The sequence below is a fragment of the Lentzea terrae genome, assembly GCF_003265345.1.
GTDB lineage: Bacteria > Actinomycetota > Actinomycetes > Mycobacteriales > Pseudonocardiaceae > Lentzea > Lentzea terrae.
The window spans coordinates 212,260-231,256 of record NZ_QFWW01000002.1 but is presented as its reverse complement, the minus strand read 5'-3'; the positions used below and the strand labels follow the sequence as shown (position 1 = coordinate 231,256).

Genomic DNA, 18,997 nt, shown 5'->3' with positions numbered 1-18,997 from the left:
TGTCATGACGGACCTGGCGTCCACCCGTGTGTTGCTCGTCGACGGTTCGCAGCTCATCACAGAGGGCTTGCGGATCTCGCTGCACCGCACGCACTGCTTCCGCGTTGTGGGGATCGCCCACACCGTGGCCGACGCTGCGCGCTGTCTGCGCAGCGTCCTGGTGGACCTGGTGGTGACGGACTTCGACGTGCCGGGCGCCGGACCGTTGCGCACCGTGCGGGACACGGCGCAGTTCCGGCCGAGCGCCCGTGTCGTCGTGCTGTCCAATGCGGACAGTCCGAGCTGGGCCCAGGCCGCGCTGGACGCCGGCGCGGTGGCCTACCTGCTGAAAACCTCGCCCGTGGCCGAGCTGTTACCGCTGATCGCGGCCGCCGTGCGGGGTGCTCCCGCCACGATCGACGCGCGGCTGGGGTCGCTCGCCCGGTTACCCGCGCGGATGCCGCCGCCCGCGTCGCTCGCCCAGCTGTCGGCGCGTGAGTTCGACGTGCTGGCCGAGATGGCGAAGGGGATGGACAACGCGCGCATCGCCCAGCGGCTCTTCATCAGCAACGACACCGTGAAGACCCACGTGAAGGCGATCCTGCGCAAGCTGGGCGCTCGGGACCGCGCCCACGCCGTGGCGATGGTGCTCGGCGAAAGCTCCGAGGCCTTCGTCACGACCTAGCGATCGTTTGGGGCTTCCTGCGCGCGAACTCCGGCGCGTGTTCCGGACGCGGCCCGATCGCGATGACGTAGGCCGGCACCGCCTGCAGGAACGGGAACCGCTGCGCCAGCGCGAGAGGTGCCGGCATTCCGGGGCTGGAGACCGTCTCGGTGCTGTTGAGCTTCCGCCCGAGGAACAGGCGGTGGATGATCCGCTGCAGCGTCTGGATGACCACGGTCGGGAACAACCGGCGCCGGCGCACCTTCGCGAGCACGCTGCCGGTGACCCTGCCTTCCCGCAACGGCTTCGCGAGAATCGTGGCGGCCGCGACCGCATCCTGCACGGCGAGGTTGATGCCCACGCCACCGACCGGCGACATCGCGTGCGCCGAGTCGCCGATGCACAGCAACCCGTCCGCGTGCCAGCGCCGCAACCGGTCCAGCTTCACGTCGAGCAGCTTCACCTCGTCGAGGTCCGTGACGTGGTCGACGCGGTCCGCGAGCCACGGCACGAGGGTCACCACGCGCTCGCGGAACTTCTCGATGCCCTCGCGCCGCAGGAGTTGGTCCGTGCCCTTGCGGATCAGTAAGGCGCACTGGAAGTAGTCCCCGCGCGGGATCAGCACCATCGCACTGCCGGCGCTGAACCGCCCGGCGCCGCCCTTGACGGGCTCGTCCCCGTTGCGCGGCAAGCGGAACCACCACACGTCCATCGGGGCGCCGAACTGGTAGATCGGCAGGTCGACCTCCGCGCGCAGGATCGACCCGCGCCCGTCCGCCGCGACGACGAGGTCCGCGGAGATCTCGCCCTCGCGCCCGTCGACCCGGTCGCGGTACGTCACGCCGGTGACCCTGTTGCCGCTCTTGGTGATTCCGGTGACCTCGGTGTTCATCCGCAGCGTGAACGTCGGCTCCAGCTTGCCCGCGTCCGCCAGCAGGTCGAGGAAGTCCCACTGCGGCACCATCGCGATGTGCTTGTGCGCACCCGGAAGCCGGCTCAGGTCGCCGATCACGGCGCGTTGGCCGCCCTCGAGCAGCGCCTCCATCTTGTCGACCTTCTGGTGCGGCACCTGCTCGAACGCCGGCCCCAGCCCCAGCTCGTCCATGAGCGTGAGCGTCGACGCGTGCACCGTGTCACCGCGGAAGTCGCGCAGGAAGTCGGCGTGCTTCTCCAGCACCGTGACCTCGACACCACCGCGCGCCAGCAGCAGCCCCAGCACCATGCCCGCGGGTCCGCCTCCGACGACCAGGCAGGTGGCCCTCTCGGTGTTCCTCTCCATCTCGATCCCCTCATTTCAACCACTGTTGAATAAACTCAGCATGCTCTTGATCGCCGTGTGCGTCAAGCCGAGTTCTCGGTGAGCTGGCTCGCTTCTGGCTGCGTCCTATGTAGACGGTCTGGGAAACCAGGCCCCGAAACGGTTGCGAGCAGTGCAGAATGGCGTTGCACGAGCTATGGTGTCGCGCTTGCGGAACGGCCCGTTCGGGCAGAGACGGTTGAGTTGCCGAACAACACTCGTCCGGGTGATTGCGTTCGGCGCTCGGAGCAGCATGGCTAGGTCGTTCGGGGCCTCAAGGTCCGCTTGATCGTGCAAGGACCTATAGGAATCACCTCGTTAGCCGAATCGGACGAGGCCCCCTCACACCTAACCTTCCGGGGTGACAACTGCGTCCCCGACTTTCACGCGTAAGAGAACCGGCGAGATCCGCGCTGTGTGCCTGGACGTCGACGACACACTTGTCGACTACAGCACTTCCTCGCGTGCCGCGTTGGCCTCGATGGTCGGTAACGCCGACGCCTGGTCGTTGTGGCAGCGAATCACCGACGACCACGTGTCCCGCCAGTTGGCTGGTGAGCTCCAGTACGAGTCGATGCGCAACATTCGCACCCAAGCCTTCTTCGCCGCTCTCGGTGAGGAGCTGCCCCTGGAGGAAGCCACCCGCCGCGAGCTGGCCCGCCAGGAAGTTCTCTCGGCCGGTTGGTGCCTGTTCCCGGACGTGATCCCGATGCTCGACTGGCTGCGCGCCACGGGCCTCCCGATCGCCGCGATCAGCAACGCCTCGGGCCGCCACCAGCGCGTGAAGATCGCCCAGCTGGGCCTCTCGTCGTACTTCGACACCGTGCTGATCGCCGGCGAGGTGGGCTGCGCGAAGCCGGACCGCGTGATCTTCCACACGGCGTGCCTCGCCCTGGGGGTGCCGCCCGGCGACACCGTTCATGTCGGCGACCGCCTGCACGCCGACGCCATCGGCGCCCGCGACGCCGGAATGCACGGCGTGTGGATCAACCGCGTTGGGCCGTCCGGCGGCACACTGCCCGCCGGGCTCTCGTCCATCACGTCGTTGGCGGAACTGCCGGAGCTCCTCGTGTGCGAGCTGTCGGCCGCCACCGCCTGAGTTCTGCGTCTTACCGGCCCCCACCTGCGTGTTTGCCTGCAGGTGGGGGCCGATTTCACTTCTGGTGGGGGCGTGGTCTAGTATTTCTCCCGGCAGCAACGAGGACCTCGGAACTCCCAGCGAGAACCGAAGTCGATCGTGAAAGCCAATGGGGTATGGTGTAATTGGCAGCACGACTGATTCTGGTTCAGTTAGTCTAGGTTCGAGTCCTGGTACCCCAGCTGCAACGGAAGAACTGTCCTCGGGTAAGCTTCCGGAGCTGGTAAGAAAAGCAAGAAGAAGAACTGAATAGCCGGATTTGGACCGGACAGAATGATCTGATAAGGTTCAACGGCAAGAAGTTCTAGGGCCCCGTCGTCTAGCGGCCTAGGACGCCGCCCTCTCAAGGCGGTAGCGAGGGTTCGAATCCCTTCGGGGCTACAGAGGTGGGAGAGGCCTGTCAGCGGAAAGCGCTGACAGGCCTCTTTCGCTTTGTCTTCTGGGGGCCGAGCCCCCAGACCCCCAGCCGGCTGGGCTTCGCCCCCCGGACCCCCGTAGGTTTCCCGGGTTTGTGTGTGGGTGGGCGTCGCTTCGCTCGCCGGATAGGCATCGCTTCGCTCGCCTGGGTGGGGCATCGCTTCGCTCGCCCATTCCATGGGGGGTGACTGGTGTCACCTAACAATGGTGGGCTCGCTTCGCTTCGCGGATTGCCTGGGTGATTTGGGCTTCGGTTTGAGGCTTGGTTGCGGTTGTCGGATCTGTCGTAGAACGCCTGTCGGCCACGAGGCGTGCTTTTCGGTCCGGACCAACGCGTCGTTCCTCCTCGCTGCGGCTGGTCCCGCGCCTTTCGCGCTGCCCTCGCCCACCCCCGCCGGCGCTCTTCTCCTTCGTGGTGCGGCCGTTTGGCTGTCTTTGCGGCCGTACGGTTCAGGGTGGGGAGGCCGCCTGTTGAGACGTGGCGCACCGCGTGTCGTGCGGATCACAGCGGCGTGTCGCGGGGGTGAAACGCGTAGGCCGCCCGTCCCCGTGGGGGAGGGCGGCCTGCTAGAAGCGGTGCGGATCAGAGGCGGCTTTGCAGGGCCTCGGCTGCTGCCAGGAGGTCTGCTGCCCAGCGGGCGCCTGGGCGGCGGCCCATTCGGTCAATCGGGCCCGAGACGGAGACTGCGGCTACTACGGCGCCGCCCGAGTCGCGGACCGGGGCTGAGACCGAGGCCACGCCTGGTTCTCGTTCGGCCACGCTTTGTGCCCAGCCGCGGCGGCGGACTTCCAGGAGAGTGCGTTCGCCGTAGACGGCGTCGGCGAGGACGGCTCGTTGGGTGCCCGGGTCTGCCCATGCGGCAAGCACCTTGGCGCCGGAGCCGGCCGTCATCGGGAGGCGCGCGCCGATGGGAACGGTGTCGCGCAGGCCTGATGGTGGCTCGGCGGCGGAGACGCAGACGCGTTGCATGCCGTCACGGCGGTACAACTGCACGCTTTCGCCCGTGATGTCGCGTAGGCGCGGAAGTACCGAAGAGGCCGCGTCTAGCAACGGGTCCGTTGCGCCGCCTGCCAGTTCGGCCAGTGCGGCGCCTGGACGCCAGCGGCCGTCGGAGCCTCGGCGCAGCAACCTGTGCACCTCCAGGCCCACGGCCAGGCGGTGTGCGGTCGCTCGCGGCAGGCCGGTGCGATTGCACAACTCGGCCAAGCCGCATGGATCTTTTGCTACGGCGTTCAACACGGCCACTGCCTTGTCCAGCACGCCGATCCCGCTATGCTGTCCCACAAGCCGATACTAACTTCCCAGACAGTGAGAAGTCCAGATCTGTCGGCCCGTCCATGATGTGGGAGATGTCGCGATGAGCCGCACGCTCGCGGAGAAGGTGTGGGAGGCACACGTTGTGCGCCACGGCAGTGGCGCGGAGCCGGACCTGCTCTACATCGACCTCCACCTGCTCCACGAAGTCACCAGCCCCCAGGCGTTCGACGGGCTGCGCCTTGCCAACCGCAAGCTGCGCAGGCCCGACCTGACGATCGCCACCGAGGACCACAACGTCCCGACCGTCGACATCGACAAGCCGATCGCGGACCCCGTGTCGCGCCTTCAGGTCGAGACGCTTCGCCGCAACTGCGCGGAGTTCGGCGTGCGGCTGCACCCGATGGGTGACCTCGAGCAGGGCATCGTCCACGTGGTGGGGCCGCAGCTCGGCCTCACGCAGCCGGGTATGACGGTGGTGTGCGGCGATAGTCACACGAGCACGCACGGTGCGTTCGGCGCGCTGGCGTTCGGCATCGGCACGTCCGAGGTGGAGCACGTGATGGCGACGCAGACGTTGCCGTTGCGTCCGTTCAAGACGATGGCCATCAACGTCGACGGTGCGCTCAAGCCCGGCGTCACGGCCAAGGACATCATTCTCGCGGTCATCGCGAAGATCGGTACGGGCGGCGGACAGGGTTATGTCCTCGAGTACCGGGGTGAGGCCATCGCGAACCTGTCGATGGAAGCGCGCATGACGGTGTGCAACATGTCGATCGAAGCGGGCGCCCGCGCCGGCATGATCGCACCGGACGAGACGACTTTCGACTACATCAAGGGTCGTCCGCACGCACCGTCCGGCGCGGACTGGGACGCTGCCGTCGCGTACTGGCAGACGCTCAAGACCGACGACGACGCGAAGTTCGACGCCGAGGTGCACATCGACGCCGACGAGCTCACGCCGTTCGTCACGTGGGGCACGAACCCCGGGCAGGGCTTGCCGCTCGGCGCGAACATCCCCGACCCCGAGCAGATCGCGGACGAGAACGAGCGCGTGGCCGCCGAGAAGGCGCTGGCGTACATGGGCCTGGAGCCCGGCACGCCGCTGCGCGACATCCACGTGGACACGGTGTTCCTCGGTTCCTGCACGAACGGGCGCATCGAGGACCTGCGGGCCGCCGCGGACGTCATCAAGGGGAAGCACGTCGCTTCTGGAGTACGGATGCTGGTCGTCCCCGGTTCGATGCGGGTGCGCAAGCAGGCCGAAGAAGAGGGCCTGGACAAGGTCTTCCTCGACGCGGGTGCCGAGTGGCGCCAGGCGGGCTGCTCGATGTGCCTTGGCATGAACCCGGATCAGCTCGCGCCGGGGGAGCGCAGCGCGTCGACCTCCAACCGCAACTTCGAGGGCAGGCAGGGCAAGGGCGGCCGGACCCATCTCGTTTCGCCGCTCGTCGCCGCCGCAACGGCCGTGCGCGGCACCCTCTCCGCCCCCGCAGACCTGGAGAACTGAGTCATGGAAGCCTTCACCACCCACACGGGCGTCGGTGTGCCGCTGCGCAGGTCCAACGTGGACACCGACCAGATCATCCCGGCCGTCTACCTCAAGCGCGTGACCCGCAGCGGGTTCGAGGACGGGCTCTTCGCCGCCTGGCGCTCCGACGAGCACTTCATCCTCAATCAGGAGCCGTACAAGGCGGCCAGCGTCCTCGTGGCGGGCCCCGACTTCGGCACCGGATCCTCTCGGGAACACGCCGTCTGGGCGTTGATGGACTACGGCTTCCGCGTGGTCGTGTCGTCCCGGTTCGCCGACATCTTCCGGGGCAACTCCGGCAAGCAGGGCCTCGTGGCGGCGCAGTGCAGCCAGTCCGATGTCGAGCTGCTGTGGAAGCTGCTCGAGTCGGAACCCGGCACGCCGGTCACCGTGGACCTCACCGACAAGACCGTTCGCGCCAAGGACTTGGTAGCCCCCTTCGAGATCGACGACTACACCCGTTGGCGCCTTCTGGAGGGCCTCGACGACATCGCTTTGACGCTCCGCCACGAGGCCGAGATCAGCGGATTCGAGGGCAATCGCCAGACTTGGTTGCCCACAACGGATCCGCTTCCAGCGGTCTGAGAGGGGGCCGGATTCTCCCCTTGAGAGGGGCGAATCCGGCGCCTCCTGTCCCTCGAAGGGGCGCAATTAGCCACGCCACAACGAAAATTTTGGCGTGGCGATTGGTATTTCTTGCGATTTGGGCCTACCGTTGCGTTCTAGTCGGCCCGACGCTTAGGGCCGTGAGCGTCCTGGGAGGGACTGAAGGTGAACAAGGCCCAGCTCATCGAGGCGCTCGCCGAGCGCCTGGGAGACAAGAAGACCGCGGGTGCTGCTGTTGACGGCATCGTCGATGTGATCGTGCGAAGCGTCAACAAGGGCGAGAAGGTCAACATCACGGGCTTCGGCGTCTTCGAGAAGCGCGCCCGTGCGGCTCGCACCGCGCGCAACCCGCGCACGGGCGAGACCGTGAAGGTCAAGAAGACCAACGTGCCCGCGTTCCGCCCCGGCTCGACGTTCAAGGACGTCATCAGCGGCGCGAAGAAGCTGCCGAAGGCCGTTGCGGCCAAGGCCGCCGCGAAGCCGGCCGCTGCTGCCGCTGCGAAGCCCGCGGCTGCGAAGGCGCCCGCCACCAAGGCGGCGACCACCCGCGCGACCACCACGCGCACCCGCACGGCCGCGGCCGCCACCAAGGCGCCCGCGACCCGTCGCACCACCACGGCTGCCGCCAAGACCACGGCTGCCAAGGCGCCCGCGAAGGCGACCGCCACGAAGGCCGCTGCCAAGCCGGCTGCGAAGGCACCCGCGGCCCGCAAGACCGCTGCCGCCAAGACGACGGCTGCGGCCAAGCCCGCCGCGAAGACCACGGCTGCCAAGGCACCCGCGGCTCGCAAGACGGCTGCCAAGAAGAAGTGAGACGGGCCTCCTGAACAAGGAGGCTGCGTCACTTCAGTAACCACGCGGAAGGCCCCGGTGTGCGCACACCGGGGCCTTCCGCGTGCCTGGGGTGCGGTGCCCGCAAGCCGCCGGCCGACGAATGCACGAGCCTGCACAGGGGAACGACCGGTATGGGAATGACGCCGCGGCGCAAGATTGCCGGACCCCGCCGAGATGATTGGGCCGGGCACATTCGAGGACGCCTGCGGCCCAATAGAAATAACGCCGCCACGCCTGCGAACGCCCCCGCGACAAGCGAAACCGCCGCCTCCCGGACCGACTTGGTTGCCAGAGGCGAACTTTCGTCGAGACCGGAAGACGGCGGTTGAAAACGTCTGCAGCAACCCTCAAGGACGCGGCAGCGCTGAGGCCACGTAGTGCGCCGACACCAGCGTTGGCCAGCGTGAAGGTGAGTCCGAAGTGGACCACGCGCCGAACGGGCGGGTGAAGGCGAGCACCCACACGCTGCCCTTCTTGCTGGGCACCTCGGACAGGCGCAGCCCACCCAGCTCGGCCAGCGTCTGCACCACCGACGGGATCACACCGCCCTGCGAGGACACCACCGCCCTGCCTTCGAGAGCAGCGACCTCCAGCAGCCGCACCAGACCGGCCTCCGGGTCGGGCCAGTAGCCCTCCTCGGACAGCCGCGGCTCCTCGACCACGTCGACCGAGAGATCCTCGGCCACGCCTCGCACGGTGTCCGCGCAACGCACCCTGGGAGCCGTGTGGACGCGCGCGGGCGACCACAAGGGCAACAACGACCGCAGCGCGGCGACCTGCTTCCAGCCGGCGTTTGAGAGGGGACGGAGGTCGTCGTCGCCGTCCCACTCGGACCGCTTCCCGGCCTTCGCGTGTCGCACCAGCAACACCAGCAACAGGTCCGCGGGCAGCCGGTCGAACTCCGACAGCACCGTGCGGTCGTGTTCATAGGTGAGAACAGAAGCGGCCTCGGCGATCGGCAGCCATTTCAACGAGTCGACCTCGTCGTTGGCCACGAACGAACCGGAGACGGCCTCCGCGGCGTAGTAGTCGACGGTCTTGGCATCGCCCCGCACCGTGTACGAGGTCTGCATCAGAAACCGTCCGAGCACGCACGAGTAGCCGGTTTCCTCGGTCACCTCGCGCGCCACACAAGCGGGAATCGTCTCGCCCTTGTCGAGCTTGCCCTTCGGCAACGACCAGTCGTCATAACGCTGGCGGTGCACCACCGCGACTTCGACGTCCCCGTCGGCATCGCGCCAGAGCACCGCCCCAGCAGCTTTGATCACCCAAGAGCTCCGTGCTTGTGGAGAAGTTCCATTTGGTGGTCCCGCACCGACGAGCCGTCGGACGGTGAGGCTTCCCATTCTCCGTCAGCACGCAGGACCCAGCAGCGCGTCTGCGGGTCGAGCGCCGAGGTGAAGACCTCCGCCAGCTGCTTGGTCAGCCGGGGGTTGATGACCCGCACGGCCACCTCGACGCGGCGGTCCAGGTTGCGGTGCATCATGTCCGCGCTGCCGATCCAGTACTCGTCGAGGCCCGCGAAGTGGAAGATCCGCGAGTGCTCCAGGAACCGGCCGAGGATCGAGCGCACCCGGATGTTCTCGGACATGCCCTTCACACCCGGCTTCAGGCCGCAGATGCCGCGCACGACGACGTCGACCGGCACACCGGCCTGCGATGCGCGGTACAGCGCGTCGATGACCTGCTCGTCGACGAGCGAGTTCACCTTGATGCGCACGCCTGAGGTCTCACCCGCCTGCGCGCGCTCGATCTCCAGGTTGATCCGGTCCACGATGCCCTTGCGGACGCCGTAGGGCGCCACCAGCAGCGAGCGGTACTCGTCCTGACGCGCGTAGCCGGTCAGCACGTTGAAGAGGTCGGTGAGGTCCGCGCCGATCGTCGGATCGGCGGTGAGGATGCCGACGTCCTCGTACAGCCGCGCCGTCTTCGGGTTGTAGTTGCCGGTGCCGATGTGGCAGTAGCGCCGGATCGTGGAGCCCTCCTGGCGCACCACCAACGACGTCTTGCAGTGCGTCTTCAGGCCCACGAGGCCGTAGACCACGTGCACGCCCGCCTTCTCCAACGCGCGCGCCCACTTGATGTTCGCCTGCTCGTCGAAGCGCGCCTTGATCTCCACCAGCGCCACGACCTGCTTGCCCGCCTCGGCCGCGTCGATCAGCGCGTCCACGATGGGCGAGTCACCCGAGGTGCGGTACAGGGTCTGCTTGATGGCGAGCACGTGCGGGTCGGCCGCGGCCTGTTCGATGAAGCGCTGCACCGACGTCGAGAACGAGTCGTACGGGTGGTGCACCAGGACGTCGCCCTCGCGCAGCGTCGCGAACACGCTCTTCGGCGTCTCGCGCTCACCGAACGCCGGGTGCGTCGCCGGCACGAACGCCGGGTCCTTCAGCGTCTTGCGGTCGATGCCGTAGAGCTGCCACAGGCACGACAGGTCGAGCAGTCCGGGCACGGTCACGACGTCGTGCGGGTCGACGTCCATCTCCCGCAACAGCAACTCGAGCATGTGCTCGGTCATGTCGTCGGCCACTTCCAGGCGCACCGGCGGGCCGAACCGGCGCCGGGCGAGCTCGCGTTCCAGCGCCTGCAACAGGTCCTCGTCGCGGTCCTCCTCGACCTCGAGGTCGGCGTTGCGCGTCACCCGGAACGCGTGGCACTCGATGACCTCCATGCCCGCGAACAGCTCGCCGAGGTGCGCGGCGATGAGTTCCTCCAGCGGCAGGAACGTCGCGGAAGACGACGACCGGTCCGCTTCGACGCGCACGAGCCGAGGCACGTTGTCCGGCACCTTCACGCGGGCGAACCGCTCGCCGCCGCCCTCTGGGTCGCGCACGGTCACCGCGAGGTTCAGCGACAGCCCGGAGATGTAGGGGAACGGGTGCGCCGGGTCGACCGCCAGCGGCGTGAGGACCGGGAACACCTGCTCGCTGAAGTAGTTGGAGAGCCGCAGCCGGTCGTAGTCCGTGAGGTCGCCCCACGTCACGATGCTGATCCGGTGCTCTTCCAGGCCCGGCCGGATGTGGTCGAGGAACGCGCGGGCGTGCTGCTCCACGAGTTCCTGCGAGCGCTTGGAGATCGAGACGAGCTGCTCGAGCGGCGTGAGCCCGTCCGCGCTGCGCACCGTGAGCCCGGTCTCCGCGCGCCGCTTCAGGCCGGCGACCCGGACCATGTAGAACTCGTCCAGGTTCGAGGCGAAGATCGCGAGGAACTTCGCGCGCTCCAGCAGCGGCTGCGAGGAGTCCTCCGCCAGCGCGAGCACGCGGGAGTTGAAGTCCAACCAGGACAGTTCACGGTTGAAGTACCGGTCGTCCGGCAGGTCCGTGGGCAGGGTGCTGGACGTCACCGCCGGTGGCGCCGAGGGCACCGAGCGCACCGGCGTCGCCACCGGCTGGGTCGGCTGGGTCTTCGTCCGCGGAGGGTTGGTGGCCCGCCTCGTCGCCGCGCGAGGCTGCCTGCGCGGAGTCGCCGCGGGCGGAGGTGCCGCCGCCTTGCTGCGCGTTGAGCGGCGTCGGGAGGGTGTCGCCTTGCCGTCGTTGTTCTCCGTGCTCACGCCCCGCATTGTTCCGCACTATCGCCGCGAGCGCCCCTGCCGAGAACGTCTGACTGGTGAACTCCTCGTCACAGAACAGGCATGCGCAGGGCGGTGACGACCCCGTCGGGACTACGTTCGAGGGTCACCCGCTGACCCGGACGCAGCATTCGCCAGCCACCCGCAGTGACGGCTTCCGCGCTCACGTCGACGAGCACGCCGTCATCACGCAAGACGACGGCCGAGCCGTCACTGTTAAACGTAGACACAGTCGCCTGCACGGCTCAGAAGCTTAGTGCTGTGACCGCAATCCTCACCGACCGTATCCGGCGACCAGTGGGGCACCTCGCGCCACCGACCCCCGCCCCCCATATGCCCGATGTGGAGGGCGGGGGTCGGCGACGCGATGCACCCGCCTGGCCGTCGAATCCGGACGGCAAGGGTTAGCGGTCACAGCACTAGACGTTCGGACCTACACGTCTTAAATGCAGCGCTGCCAGGGTCGAGCCATGAAGGTTATAGCCACTTTGACAGCGGCAACCCTGTTGGCCTTCACCACGGCAGGATTGGCAACGGCTGCGGCGGCCGAACCCAGGACTCCGGTGGTGGACAAACCACGCCTGCAGGCAGCGGCGAAGAACGTCCGCCTGAAGGCCGCACTCCCCGGCACCGAACGGGCCATCTCCATCGCGTTCGCCCAGTACGGGCCGCGCGACGTCGCGTTCGTCAGCATGGAGACCGGGCTGAAGACGTTCGACGTCACCGATCTCGACGCACCGAAGCTCCTCGACCACCTCACCAAGCAGGAGATGGCGCTGCCCGGCGACGACCCGTCGAAGCGCTTCTGGGAGAACGAGGACATCAACGTCGACCCCAAGCGCAAGCTCGCGTTCCTGGCGCGCGAGGTCAACTCGTTCGGCCGCGCGCTGCCGGGCGACCGCCCGACCGGCAACTACATCGTGTCCGCTGCGGACCCGGCCGACCTCAAGATCCTCAGCTTCCACCGGCAGAACACCGGTCACACCAGCACCTGCATCAACGACTGCCAGTTCCTCTGGACGGCGGGGCTCGACCGGTCGGACGCCAAGACCGGGCGGATCTTCGTCACGGACATCCGCGATCCGAAGACTCCGAAAGAACTCCCGGTCTCGGTCGACGTCCGGGGCAAGCCGGGCCAGGGCAAGATCACGCACGACGTCCAGGTCGACGCGCAGGGCATCGCGTGGGTGGCCGGCGACGACGGCACCCGCGGCTACTACACGCAGGGCTGGCACCGCGACCCGCTGAGCGGCAAGTACCGCGAGGCGAAGGCGTGGGACCCGGTCCCGTACGCGGGCGGCACCGTGCCCAAGGCGGACATGCCGACCTCGTTCACGCACAACTCGTTCCGCCCGGTCGGCCGGACGCTCGGCGACGGTCCACAGCCCACGCGCGAGAACCCGGCGGGCAGCCTCCTCCTGCACACCGAGGAAGCGTTCGGTTCGCCCACCTGCAAGACCGAGGGCCGGTTCGTCATCTCCTCGCTGCAGGGCACGCACAACGGTGAGGGCTGGGCCGAGCAGCCCAAGGAGATGAAGACGGTCGGCATCTGGAGCCCGGACGACCAGGAGGGCACGATCCCCGGCAACGTCACGTGCTCCGCGCACTACTTCGACGTGCAGAAGCGGATCGTGGCCTACTCCTGGTACAACCAGGGCACCAGGTTCCTGGACATCTCCAACCCGGCCAAGCCGATCCAGATCGGTTACTGGCGGCCGGACGCAGCCACCTCGTGGGCGCCGTACTGGCACCGCAACACCGTGTTCGTCGCCGACATCACGCGTGGCGTCGAAATTCTGGAGCTGGAGAAGGGCGCGCACGAAGCGCAGGCGAGCGGCACGCCCGTGACGCTCACCGCCCACCACGCCAGGGAACTGGCCAGGGAGAGCGACCGGGAACCCCTGCCGCTCGCCCCGAACCCGTTCTACGGCTGGGCCTGCCCGATGGTCGCCAACCGCGACGACTCGGACTGCGGCGTGGGAGCCTGCGGCGCACCCTGCTGAGCCTTGCCGCGCTGGCGAGCGACCATCCGGCGGCCGAGGTCGATCAACGGAATCTCGACCGTCCGGTACAACACGCTCGCCAGCGCCAGGCCCACCGCCGTGACCGCCACGGCCTGCCCGAGACCGGACAACGACGGCCAGCAGAACCAGATGACCGTCGCGGCGATCGTCTGCACGAGGTAGAGCGAGTACGAGCGCTCACCGACGAACTGCATCGGCTTCGTGGACAGGAAGGTCGTCGCCGGCCCAGGGGCGACCAGCGCAGCGAGCAGCAGTGCTGTTGCCGGTGCGTACATGGGGATGACCAGCACGTGACCCTGGATCCCGTTGAACCCGTTGAGGAACGAGGCGAGCGGCTTCAGGCTCAGGTGCACGCCGATGAATCCGATCGAGACGATCACCTGCGCGACCGGCTTCGTCAGCGGCCGCAGCACCGCGAACCCGCGCGGGCTGTGCAGGGCGATGGCCAGCAGGACGCCGGTCAGGATCGAGAAGTAGTGCAACGGCCAGCCGGGGTTGCGGTGCGCCACGGTGAAGTTGACGAGCACGAGCCCGAGCAGCATGAAGAACAAAGCGGCTCCGGCGCGGCGCTTGAGCACGACGGTGCCCAGCGCGACGGCCACCAGCGGCCAGACCAGGTAGAACTTCTGCTCGATGCCCAGCGTCCACGACTGGTCGTACGGGCTGTGGGCGGCGAACTCGTTGGTGAAGGTCAGGAAGTACTTCAGCGCCGGGCCGATGCCGTTGCTGGTGAACGTGCCGAAGAGCGCCGACCCGACCGCGGTGACCAGCAGAACCACGAGGTACACGGGCAGAATCCGGAACCCGCGCCGCAGGTAGAACTCCTTCAGCGAGATCCGGCCGGTCCGCTGCTCCTCGCGCAGCATCAGCGTGGTGATGAGGAATCCGCTGAGGACGAAGAACATCTGGACGCCCGCCCAGCCCTGGAGCCAGTCAGGGCCCCCGTAGTGGAAGAACACCACCATCACCGCGGCGAGGGCTCGCAGGCCGTCCAGTGCGGGAAAGCGGCGCAACGCCAGGTAGTCGGCGTGCGTCAGCGACTTCATGCAGGTACACCTCTGGGCAATGCGTCGGGGAACGACGTCGGGGGTACGCCGTTTCGCATCGGGGGATGCGGCTTAAAGGAGCCGGGGTTCCCCGTCGATTGCCCAGAACAACTTTCTCGTGGCGTTCGTCACTGCGTTAACAGGCAGGCAGGGGCAAAAGCGACGACAGCGGAGCGGAAGCGGCGATCTGCCCGCCTGCCCGCGTGAGCGTCCCGCCGTGCACCTCCAGCCGGTACGCGCCTTCGGTCGTGTGCATGGTCGCGCCACTGCGGACGTCTGTCACGTACCCCGACTCCGAGCGCCACGACACGAAGTCGCCGCTCACCCGCGGGAACACGATGCCCTCGGTCATCGGGACGGTCTTGATCTCCGCGAGCTTTCGCGGTTGCGGCCAGTCAGTGCGCCAGCCGTGCAACGTGTTGTCGCCTTCCGTCCACACCAGCGTGCGGCCGTCCGACGCGACGCTCCCGTTGGGGCGTGCTTTCTGCAACGGCTCGGGCAGCGGTGCCTCCGACGCGAACTTCCCGTCCTGCAGCCAGATGACCGCGTCGCCGAAGAACGCGGGCGACGAACCCTGCCCGACCACCCGGTCCTTCTTGCGAGCGAGGTCGTGGACGTGCACGGACTTGTCGGACGACCAGGCGGCTTTCCCGTTGTGCAGCACGGCGCCGCTGCCACCGATCCGCACGGGCGCGCCGTCGTTGCGCGAGTCCCAGGCGTAGGTGGTCATGGTGTGGTTCTCCGGGTGCGGGGTCGTCGTGAACGTCACCCAGCGCCCGTCGAACTCCACGCCGAAGATCTGCGCCTGGTCCTGCACGGCCATCACCTGCTGGCGCTTCTTGTCGTCGCGCAGCACGAGTTCGGTGGTCTGGTTGCGCTTCGTCCGCACCAGCGTGGCGTTCGCACCGGCGCCGACGATGGTGACCCGCTCGTGCGAACCCGCTTCCGTCTGGTTGCGGGCCAGTTCGTCCTTCCACTGCTGCGGCAGGCCGGTGCTGCACGAGACGAGCTTGTTCGGCGCGGCGTACTCCGGTGGGCGGTCGTCCTGCAACGCGGCGGCACATCCCGAAATGACCGTGATCGCCGCCAACGCGATCAGTGTGCGCATCTGCTCCCCAGGGTTCTTCCCCCAGAGGACGCGTGTGGATCGCTCAGGTTGTCCAGGCGGGCAAGGCGTTCGCGGTGTGCACGCCCAGACCGAGGGTCGACGCCAGCCGCAGATCTTCTTCTGTGTCCACGTCACAGCGCAGCGACGGCCACGCGCCGATCAGCGCGATCGCGCCGGAGTTGCGGTGGTGCCCGGCCGATCCGACGCCGAAGCGCGGATCCAGCGCACCGCCGGGCGCGGCGAGGAGCAGTGTCGTGCCGGTGCCCTGACGGTCCGGGACGAACGCGCGCCGGCCGGCCGCCGCCTCGAGGGCCGCCTGCAGTTCGTCCGCGCGCAACGCCGGCAGGTCGGCTTGGAGCGCACCGATCCGCGAAGACCGGAGCGTGCGGGCGCCGTGCCGCAGTGCCGCGTTGAGTCCGGGTTCGGCAGGCTCCGGCACGGACTCGACACCGAGCGCGGCCATCTCGGTGGCGACCGCCGGGTCCGATGTGACGGTGACCACGCGGCGAACGCCGGGCGTGAGCAGAGCGGCGCTCACCGTGTCCATGGCGAGCGCGAGCGCCAGCGCCGCGTGCGACACCGGATCTCCGCCGGTGGCGCTGGTCAGCCTGGTCTTGGCCCGGTCGAGCGTTTTGACCGGAACCACGAGGTCAACTTCATCCCGCACCTCGCCATAGTCCACGATCCGACGACTAGTGTGCGCATGGGCGCAGATCTAGCTGGTGAGGAGAGGTGCACGTGGCCAAGGAGAAGGGCGGCTTCTGGGTCGGGGTCGCCGCGGCGATCGTCTACCCCATGTCGTTCGTGCTGGGCAGGCACCGGATCCTGCACGGCGACCGCATCCCGCGCCAAGGGTCGGCGCTGCTCGTGCTGAACCACATCTCGCACCTCGACCCGTGCTACGACGCCGTGTTCGTGCACAAGAACGACCGGGTGCCGCACTTCCTCGCCAAGCACAGCCTGTGGAACGTGCCGATCATGGGCTCGATCCTGAAGGGCGCGAAGCAGATCCCCGTCTACCGGGGCACCTCGGACGCGCAGCAGAGCCTGCGGGCGGCGCACGAAGCGCTGGAGACCGGTCAGGTCGTGGTGATCTACCCCGAGGGCACCATCACCAAGGACCCGGACGGCTGGCCCGCGAACTCCCGCACCGGCGTCGCACGGCTCGCGTTGCAGCACGACGGTCCGGTCATCCCGGTCGCCCGCTGGGGCACGCTCGACCTCTACAACCACTACCGGAAGAAGTTCCGGCCGCTCCCGCGCAAGACGATCACGCACTTCGTCGGCGAGCCGATCGACCTGTCCGCCTACCGCGGCAAGGAGGAGACGCTCCCGTTGCTGCGCGAGGTCACCGATCTGCTGATGACCCACGTGAAAAACCAGCTCGCCGAGGTTCGCCAGCAGCCGGCGCCCGAAGGCTTCTACGGACCGAGGAAGGCCTGAACATGGCGATCGAACGCGTTGCGGTGCTCGGCGCCGGTTCGTGGGGCACGACGTTCGCGAAGGTCATCGCGGACTCCGGTCCCGAGGTCGTGCTGTGGGCGCGGCGGCAGGAGGTCGCGTCGGCGATCACCGAGACCCGCGTGAACACCGACTACCTGCCCGGCATCTCGTTGCCGGCCAACCTGGCCGCCACCGCCGACCCGGCGAAGGCCCTGGACGGCGCGGACGCCGTGGTGCTGGCCGTGCCGTCGCAGACGTTGCGGGTGAACCTGTCGGCGTGGAAGGAGCTGCTGCCTGCCGACGCGACTCTGGTGTCGCTGTCGAAGGGCGTCGAGCTCGGCACGCTCAAGCGGATGAGCGAGGTGATCCGCGAGGTCGCCGGCGTCGACGAGTCGCAGGTGGCCGTGGTGTCCGGACCGAACCTGGCCAAGGAGATCGCGGTCGGGCAGCCGACCGCGACCGTGATCGCGTGCACGGACCACGACCGCGCGGTCGACCTGCAGCACGCGTGCTCGAACTCGTACTTCCGCCCGTACACCAACACGGACGTGGTCGGCTGCGAGCTGGGCGGGGCGTGCAAGAACGTCATCGCGCTGGCGTGCGGCATGGCGGCCGGCCTCGGCTACGGCGACAACACGATGGCGTCGATCATCACGCGTGGCCTCGCCGAGACCGCACGGCTGGGGGCTGCGCTGGGCGCGGACCCGCTGACGTTCGCGGGCCTTGCCGGGCTGGGCGACCTCGTGGCGACGTGCGCGTCGCCGTTGTCGCGCAACCGGACTTTCGGCGAACGGCTCGGCAAGGGCGAGACTTTGGAGCAAGCGCAGGAGGCTGCGCACGGTCAGGTCGCCGAAGGTGTGAAGTCATGTTCATCGATTCGTGAACTGGCACGGGCCAACGACGTCGACATGCCGATCACCGAAGGCGTGCACATGGTGTGTCATGACGGGCTCAGCGTGCGCGAGCTGGGGGCGGCGCTGCTTGGACGCGATCGGAAACACGAACGCCAGTGACCTCTGAATACGGTGACGGCACGCGAGTCGTGCATGCGGTTGACACCGGGCCGGGCGAACCGTTCGGTGCGCAGCCGGTGTTCGCTTCGGTCTACCACCTGGGCGGCCAGGACACCTACGGCCGGACCAGCAATCCGACGTGGCGCGATCTGGAAGCCGCGCTGGGATCGCTGGACGGCGGCGAGTGCGTCGTCTTCCCGTCCGGGATGGCGGCGATCTCCACCATGCTGCGCACCTTGCTGTCCACAGGGGACACTCTGATGCTCCCGTCGGACGGTTACTACCTGTCCCGGCGGCTCGCGTCCGAAATGGACATCAACGTCGTGCAGGTGCCCACGGCCGGACCGTATCCGTCCTTCGAGGGCGTGCGGCTGGTGCTGCTGGAGTCGCCGTCGAACCCCGGTCTGGACGTGTGCGACATCGCGACGCTGGCCGACGCGGCGCACGCGGCGGGTGCGCTCGTGGCCGTGGACAACACGACGGCGACACCGTTGGGGCAGCGGCCGCTGGAACTCGGCGCCGACGTCGTGATGTCGTCCGACACCAAGGCCGTCGCCGGGCACAGCGACGTCCAGTTCGGACACCTGACGGCGGCTTCGCCGGACCTGGCCGCGTCGTTCCGGGACGCGCGGGCGTTGCACGGCGCGATCCCCGGTCCGTTCGAGACCTGGCTGGTGTTGCGCGGCCTCGGAACCCTGGACCTGCGGCTGGAACGGCAGGCCAAGAACGCCGCCGCGCTGTACGAGCTGCTCTCCGGCAAGGTCGCCGGGTTGCGCTGGCCGGGTGCCGCCGCTGACCCGGCACACCTGCTCGCGGCGCAGCAGATGCGGCGGTTCAACGGCGTGCTGACGTTCGAGCTGGAGTCCAAGGAGGCGGTGGAGGAGTTCCTCCGCAAGTCGCGGCTCGTGACGGCGGCGACGTCGTTCGGCGGCCTGCACTCCAGTGCGGACCGGCGTGCCCAGTGGGGTGACCCGGTGCCGGAGGGTCTGGTGCGGTTCTCGGCGGGTTGCGAGGACACCCACGATCTGGTGACAGACGTGTCCCAAGCCTTGGGCCTGGATTGACAGAGGGTCC

The 18,997-nt window shown here is 68.3% G+C and carries 17 protein-coding genes and 2 tRNA genes; 11 read left to right on the top strand and 8 right to left on the bottom strand.

Annotated features, from left to right (window positions below; translation table 11 throughout):
* The first annotated feature begins 4 nt into the window (after nt 1-4).
* A complete protein-coding gene (locus tag DI276_RS04310; protein WP_112261955.1) occupies nt 5-664 on the top strand; it encodes a response regulator transcription factor in 660 nt (219 codons plus the stop codon).
* Here the strand turns inward: DI276_RS04310 and DI276_RS04305 are convergent.
* Nucleotides 654-1,922: an FAD-dependent oxidoreductase gene (locus DI276_RS04305; RefSeq protein ID WP_112261954.1), complete on the bottom strand. Its 1,269-nt coding sequence runs from the start codon at nt 1,920-1,922 to the stop codon at nt 654-656. The two genes, DI276_RS04310 and DI276_RS04305, sit on opposite strands and share 11 nt — an antisense overlap.
* A 379-nt stretch (nt 1,923-2,301) precedes the next feature.
* Here DI276_RS04305 and DI276_RS04300 point away from each other — a divergent pair, with 379 nt between their 5' ends.
* From DI276_RS04300 to DI276_RS04290, 3 genes are all read left to right on the top strand, one after another.
* The gene (locus DI276_RS04300) at nt 2,302-3,039 is read left to right on the top strand and encodes an HAD family hydrolase (RefSeq protein ID WP_232836439.1); all 738 of its coding nucleotides are present in this window, start codon (nt 2,302-2,304) and stop codon (nt 3,037-3,039) included.
* Between the two features lie 149 nt (nt 3,040-3,188).
* Nucleotides 3,189-3,260, top strand: a tRNA-Gln gene (locus DI276_RS04295).
* A gap of 126 nt (nt 3,261-3,386) precedes the next feature.
* Nucleotides 3,387-3,459 (top strand) — tRNA-Glu (locus DI276_RS04290).
* A gap of 619 nt (nt 3,460-4,078) precedes the next feature.
* Here the strand turns inward: DI276_RS04290 and DI276_RS04285 are convergent.
* The gene (locus tag DI276_RS04285; RefSeq protein WP_198680452.1) at nt 4,079-4,780 is read right to left on the bottom strand and encodes an IclR family transcriptional regulator; all 702 of its coding nucleotides are present in this window, start codon (nt 4,778-4,780) and stop codon (nt 4,079-4,081) included.
* A 73-nt stretch (nt 4,781-4,853) separates the two neighbouring features.
* Here DI276_RS04285 and leuC point away from each other — a divergent pair, with 73 nt between their 5' ends.
* The 3 genes from leuC (at nt 4,854) to DI276_RS04270 (ending at nt 7,700) form a co-directional block, all read left to right on the top strand.
* On the top strand, nt 4,854-6,260 hold the full coding sequence (gene leuC, locus DI276_RS04280) for a 3-isopropylmalate dehydratase large subunit (protein WP_112261952.1): 1,407 nt from the start codon (nt 4,854-4,856) through the stop codon (nt 6,258-6,260).
* A 3-nt stretch (nt 6,261-6,263) separates the two neighbouring features.
* Complete coding sequence (leuD, locus tag DI276_RS04275; RefSeq protein ID WP_112261951.1) at nt 6,264-6,866, top strand: 3-isopropylmalate dehydratase small subunit; 603 nt, start codon at nt 6,264-6,266, stop codon at nt 6,864-6,866.
* A 186-nt stretch (nt 6,867-7,052) separates the two neighbouring features.
* Nucleotides 7,053-7,700: an HU family DNA-binding protein gene (locus DI276_RS04270; RefSeq protein ID WP_112261950.1), complete on the top strand. Its 648-nt coding sequence runs from the start codon at nt 7,053-7,055 to the stop codon at nt 7,698-7,700.
* Between the two features lie 368 nt (nt 7,701-8,068).
* On the opposite strand, the gene DI276_RS04265 is transcribed toward DI276_RS04270, so the two are convergent.
* From DI276_RS04265 to DI276_RS04255, 3 genes are read right to left on the bottom strand one after another with little or no spacing between them, the layout of a single operon-like run.
* Nucleotides 8,069-8,986 carry an NUDIX hydrolase gene (locus DI276_RS04265; protein ID WP_232836468.1) on the bottom strand — a complete coding sequence of 306 codons (918 nt, stop codon included), beginning with the start codon at nt 8,984-8,986 and terminating at the stop codon, nt 8,069-8,071.
* Nucleotides 8,986-11,280 (bottom strand): RNA degradosome polyphosphate kinase, encoded by a 2,295-nt coding sequence (locus DI276_RS04260; protein WP_112261948.1) that lies wholly within the window; start codon nt 11,278-11,280, stop codon nt 8,986-8,988. Before DI276_RS04260 ends, DI276_RS04265 begins: the two co-directional genes overlap by 1 nt.
* A gap of 59 nt (nt 11,281-11,339) precedes the next feature.
* A complete protein-coding gene (locus DI276_RS04255; protein ID WP_232836438.1) occupies nt 11,340-11,519 on the bottom strand; it encodes a hypothetical protein in 180 nt (59 codons plus the stop codon).
* Nucleotides 11,520-11,855: 336 nt separating this feature from the next.
* Here DI276_RS04255 and DI276_RS04250 point away from each other — a divergent pair, with 336 nt between their 5' ends.
* Entirely contained in the window at nt 11,856-13,292 is a 1,437-nt protein-coding gene (locus DI276_RS04250) for an LVIVD repeat-containing protein (RefSeq protein ID WP_157984507.1), read from the top strand.
* On the opposite strand, the gene DI276_RS04245 is transcribed toward DI276_RS04250, so the two are convergent.
* From DI276_RS04245 to cofC, 3 genes are all read right to left on the bottom strand, one after another.
* Nucleotides 13,214-14,359, bottom strand: a complete 1,146-nt coding sequence (locus DI276_RS04245; RefSeq protein WP_112261945.1) for an acyltransferase family protein — start codon at nt 14,357-14,359, stop codon at nt 13,214-13,216. The two genes, DI276_RS04250 and DI276_RS04245, sit on opposite strands and share 79 nt — an antisense overlap.
* Nucleotides 14,360-14,495: 136 nt before the next feature.
* Nucleotides 14,496-15,467, bottom strand: coding sequence for a hypothetical protein (locus DI276_RS04240; protein ID WP_112261944.1), 972 nt, complete (start codon nt 15,465-15,467; stop codon nt 14,496-14,498).
* Between the two features lie 43 nt (nt 15,468-15,510).
* A complete protein-coding gene (cofC, locus tag DI276_RS04235; protein WP_112262204.1) occupies nt 15,511-16,134 on the bottom strand; it encodes a 2-phospho-L-lactate guanylyltransferase in 624 nt (207 codons plus the stop codon).
* A gap of 128 nt (nt 16,135-16,262) precedes the next feature.
* Here cofC and DI276_RS04230 point away from each other — a divergent pair, with 128 nt between their 5' ends.
* From DI276_RS04230 to DI276_RS04220, 3 genes are read left to right on the top strand one after another with little or no spacing between them, the layout of a single operon-like run.
* Complete coding sequence (locus DI276_RS04230; protein ID WP_112262203.1) at nt 16,263-16,910, top strand: lysophospholipid acyltransferase family protein; 648 nt, start codon at nt 16,263-16,265, stop codon at nt 16,908-16,910.
* A 2-nt stretch (nt 16,911-16,912) separates the two neighbouring features.
* Nucleotides 16,913-17,923: an NAD(P)H-dependent glycerol-3-phosphate dehydrogenase gene (locus DI276_RS04225; protein ID WP_112261943.1), complete on the top strand. Its 1,011-nt coding sequence runs from the start codon at nt 16,913-16,915 to the stop codon at nt 17,921-17,923.
* Nucleotides 17,920-18,987 (top strand): cystathionine gamma-lyase, encoded by a 1,068-nt coding sequence (locus DI276_RS04220; RefSeq protein ID WP_112261942.1) that lies wholly within the window; start codon nt 17,920-17,922, stop codon nt 18,985-18,987. The genes DI276_RS04225 and DI276_RS04220 overlap by 4 nt, the downstream gene beginning before the upstream one ends.
* Nucleotides 18,988-18,997 lie beyond the last annotated feature (10 nt).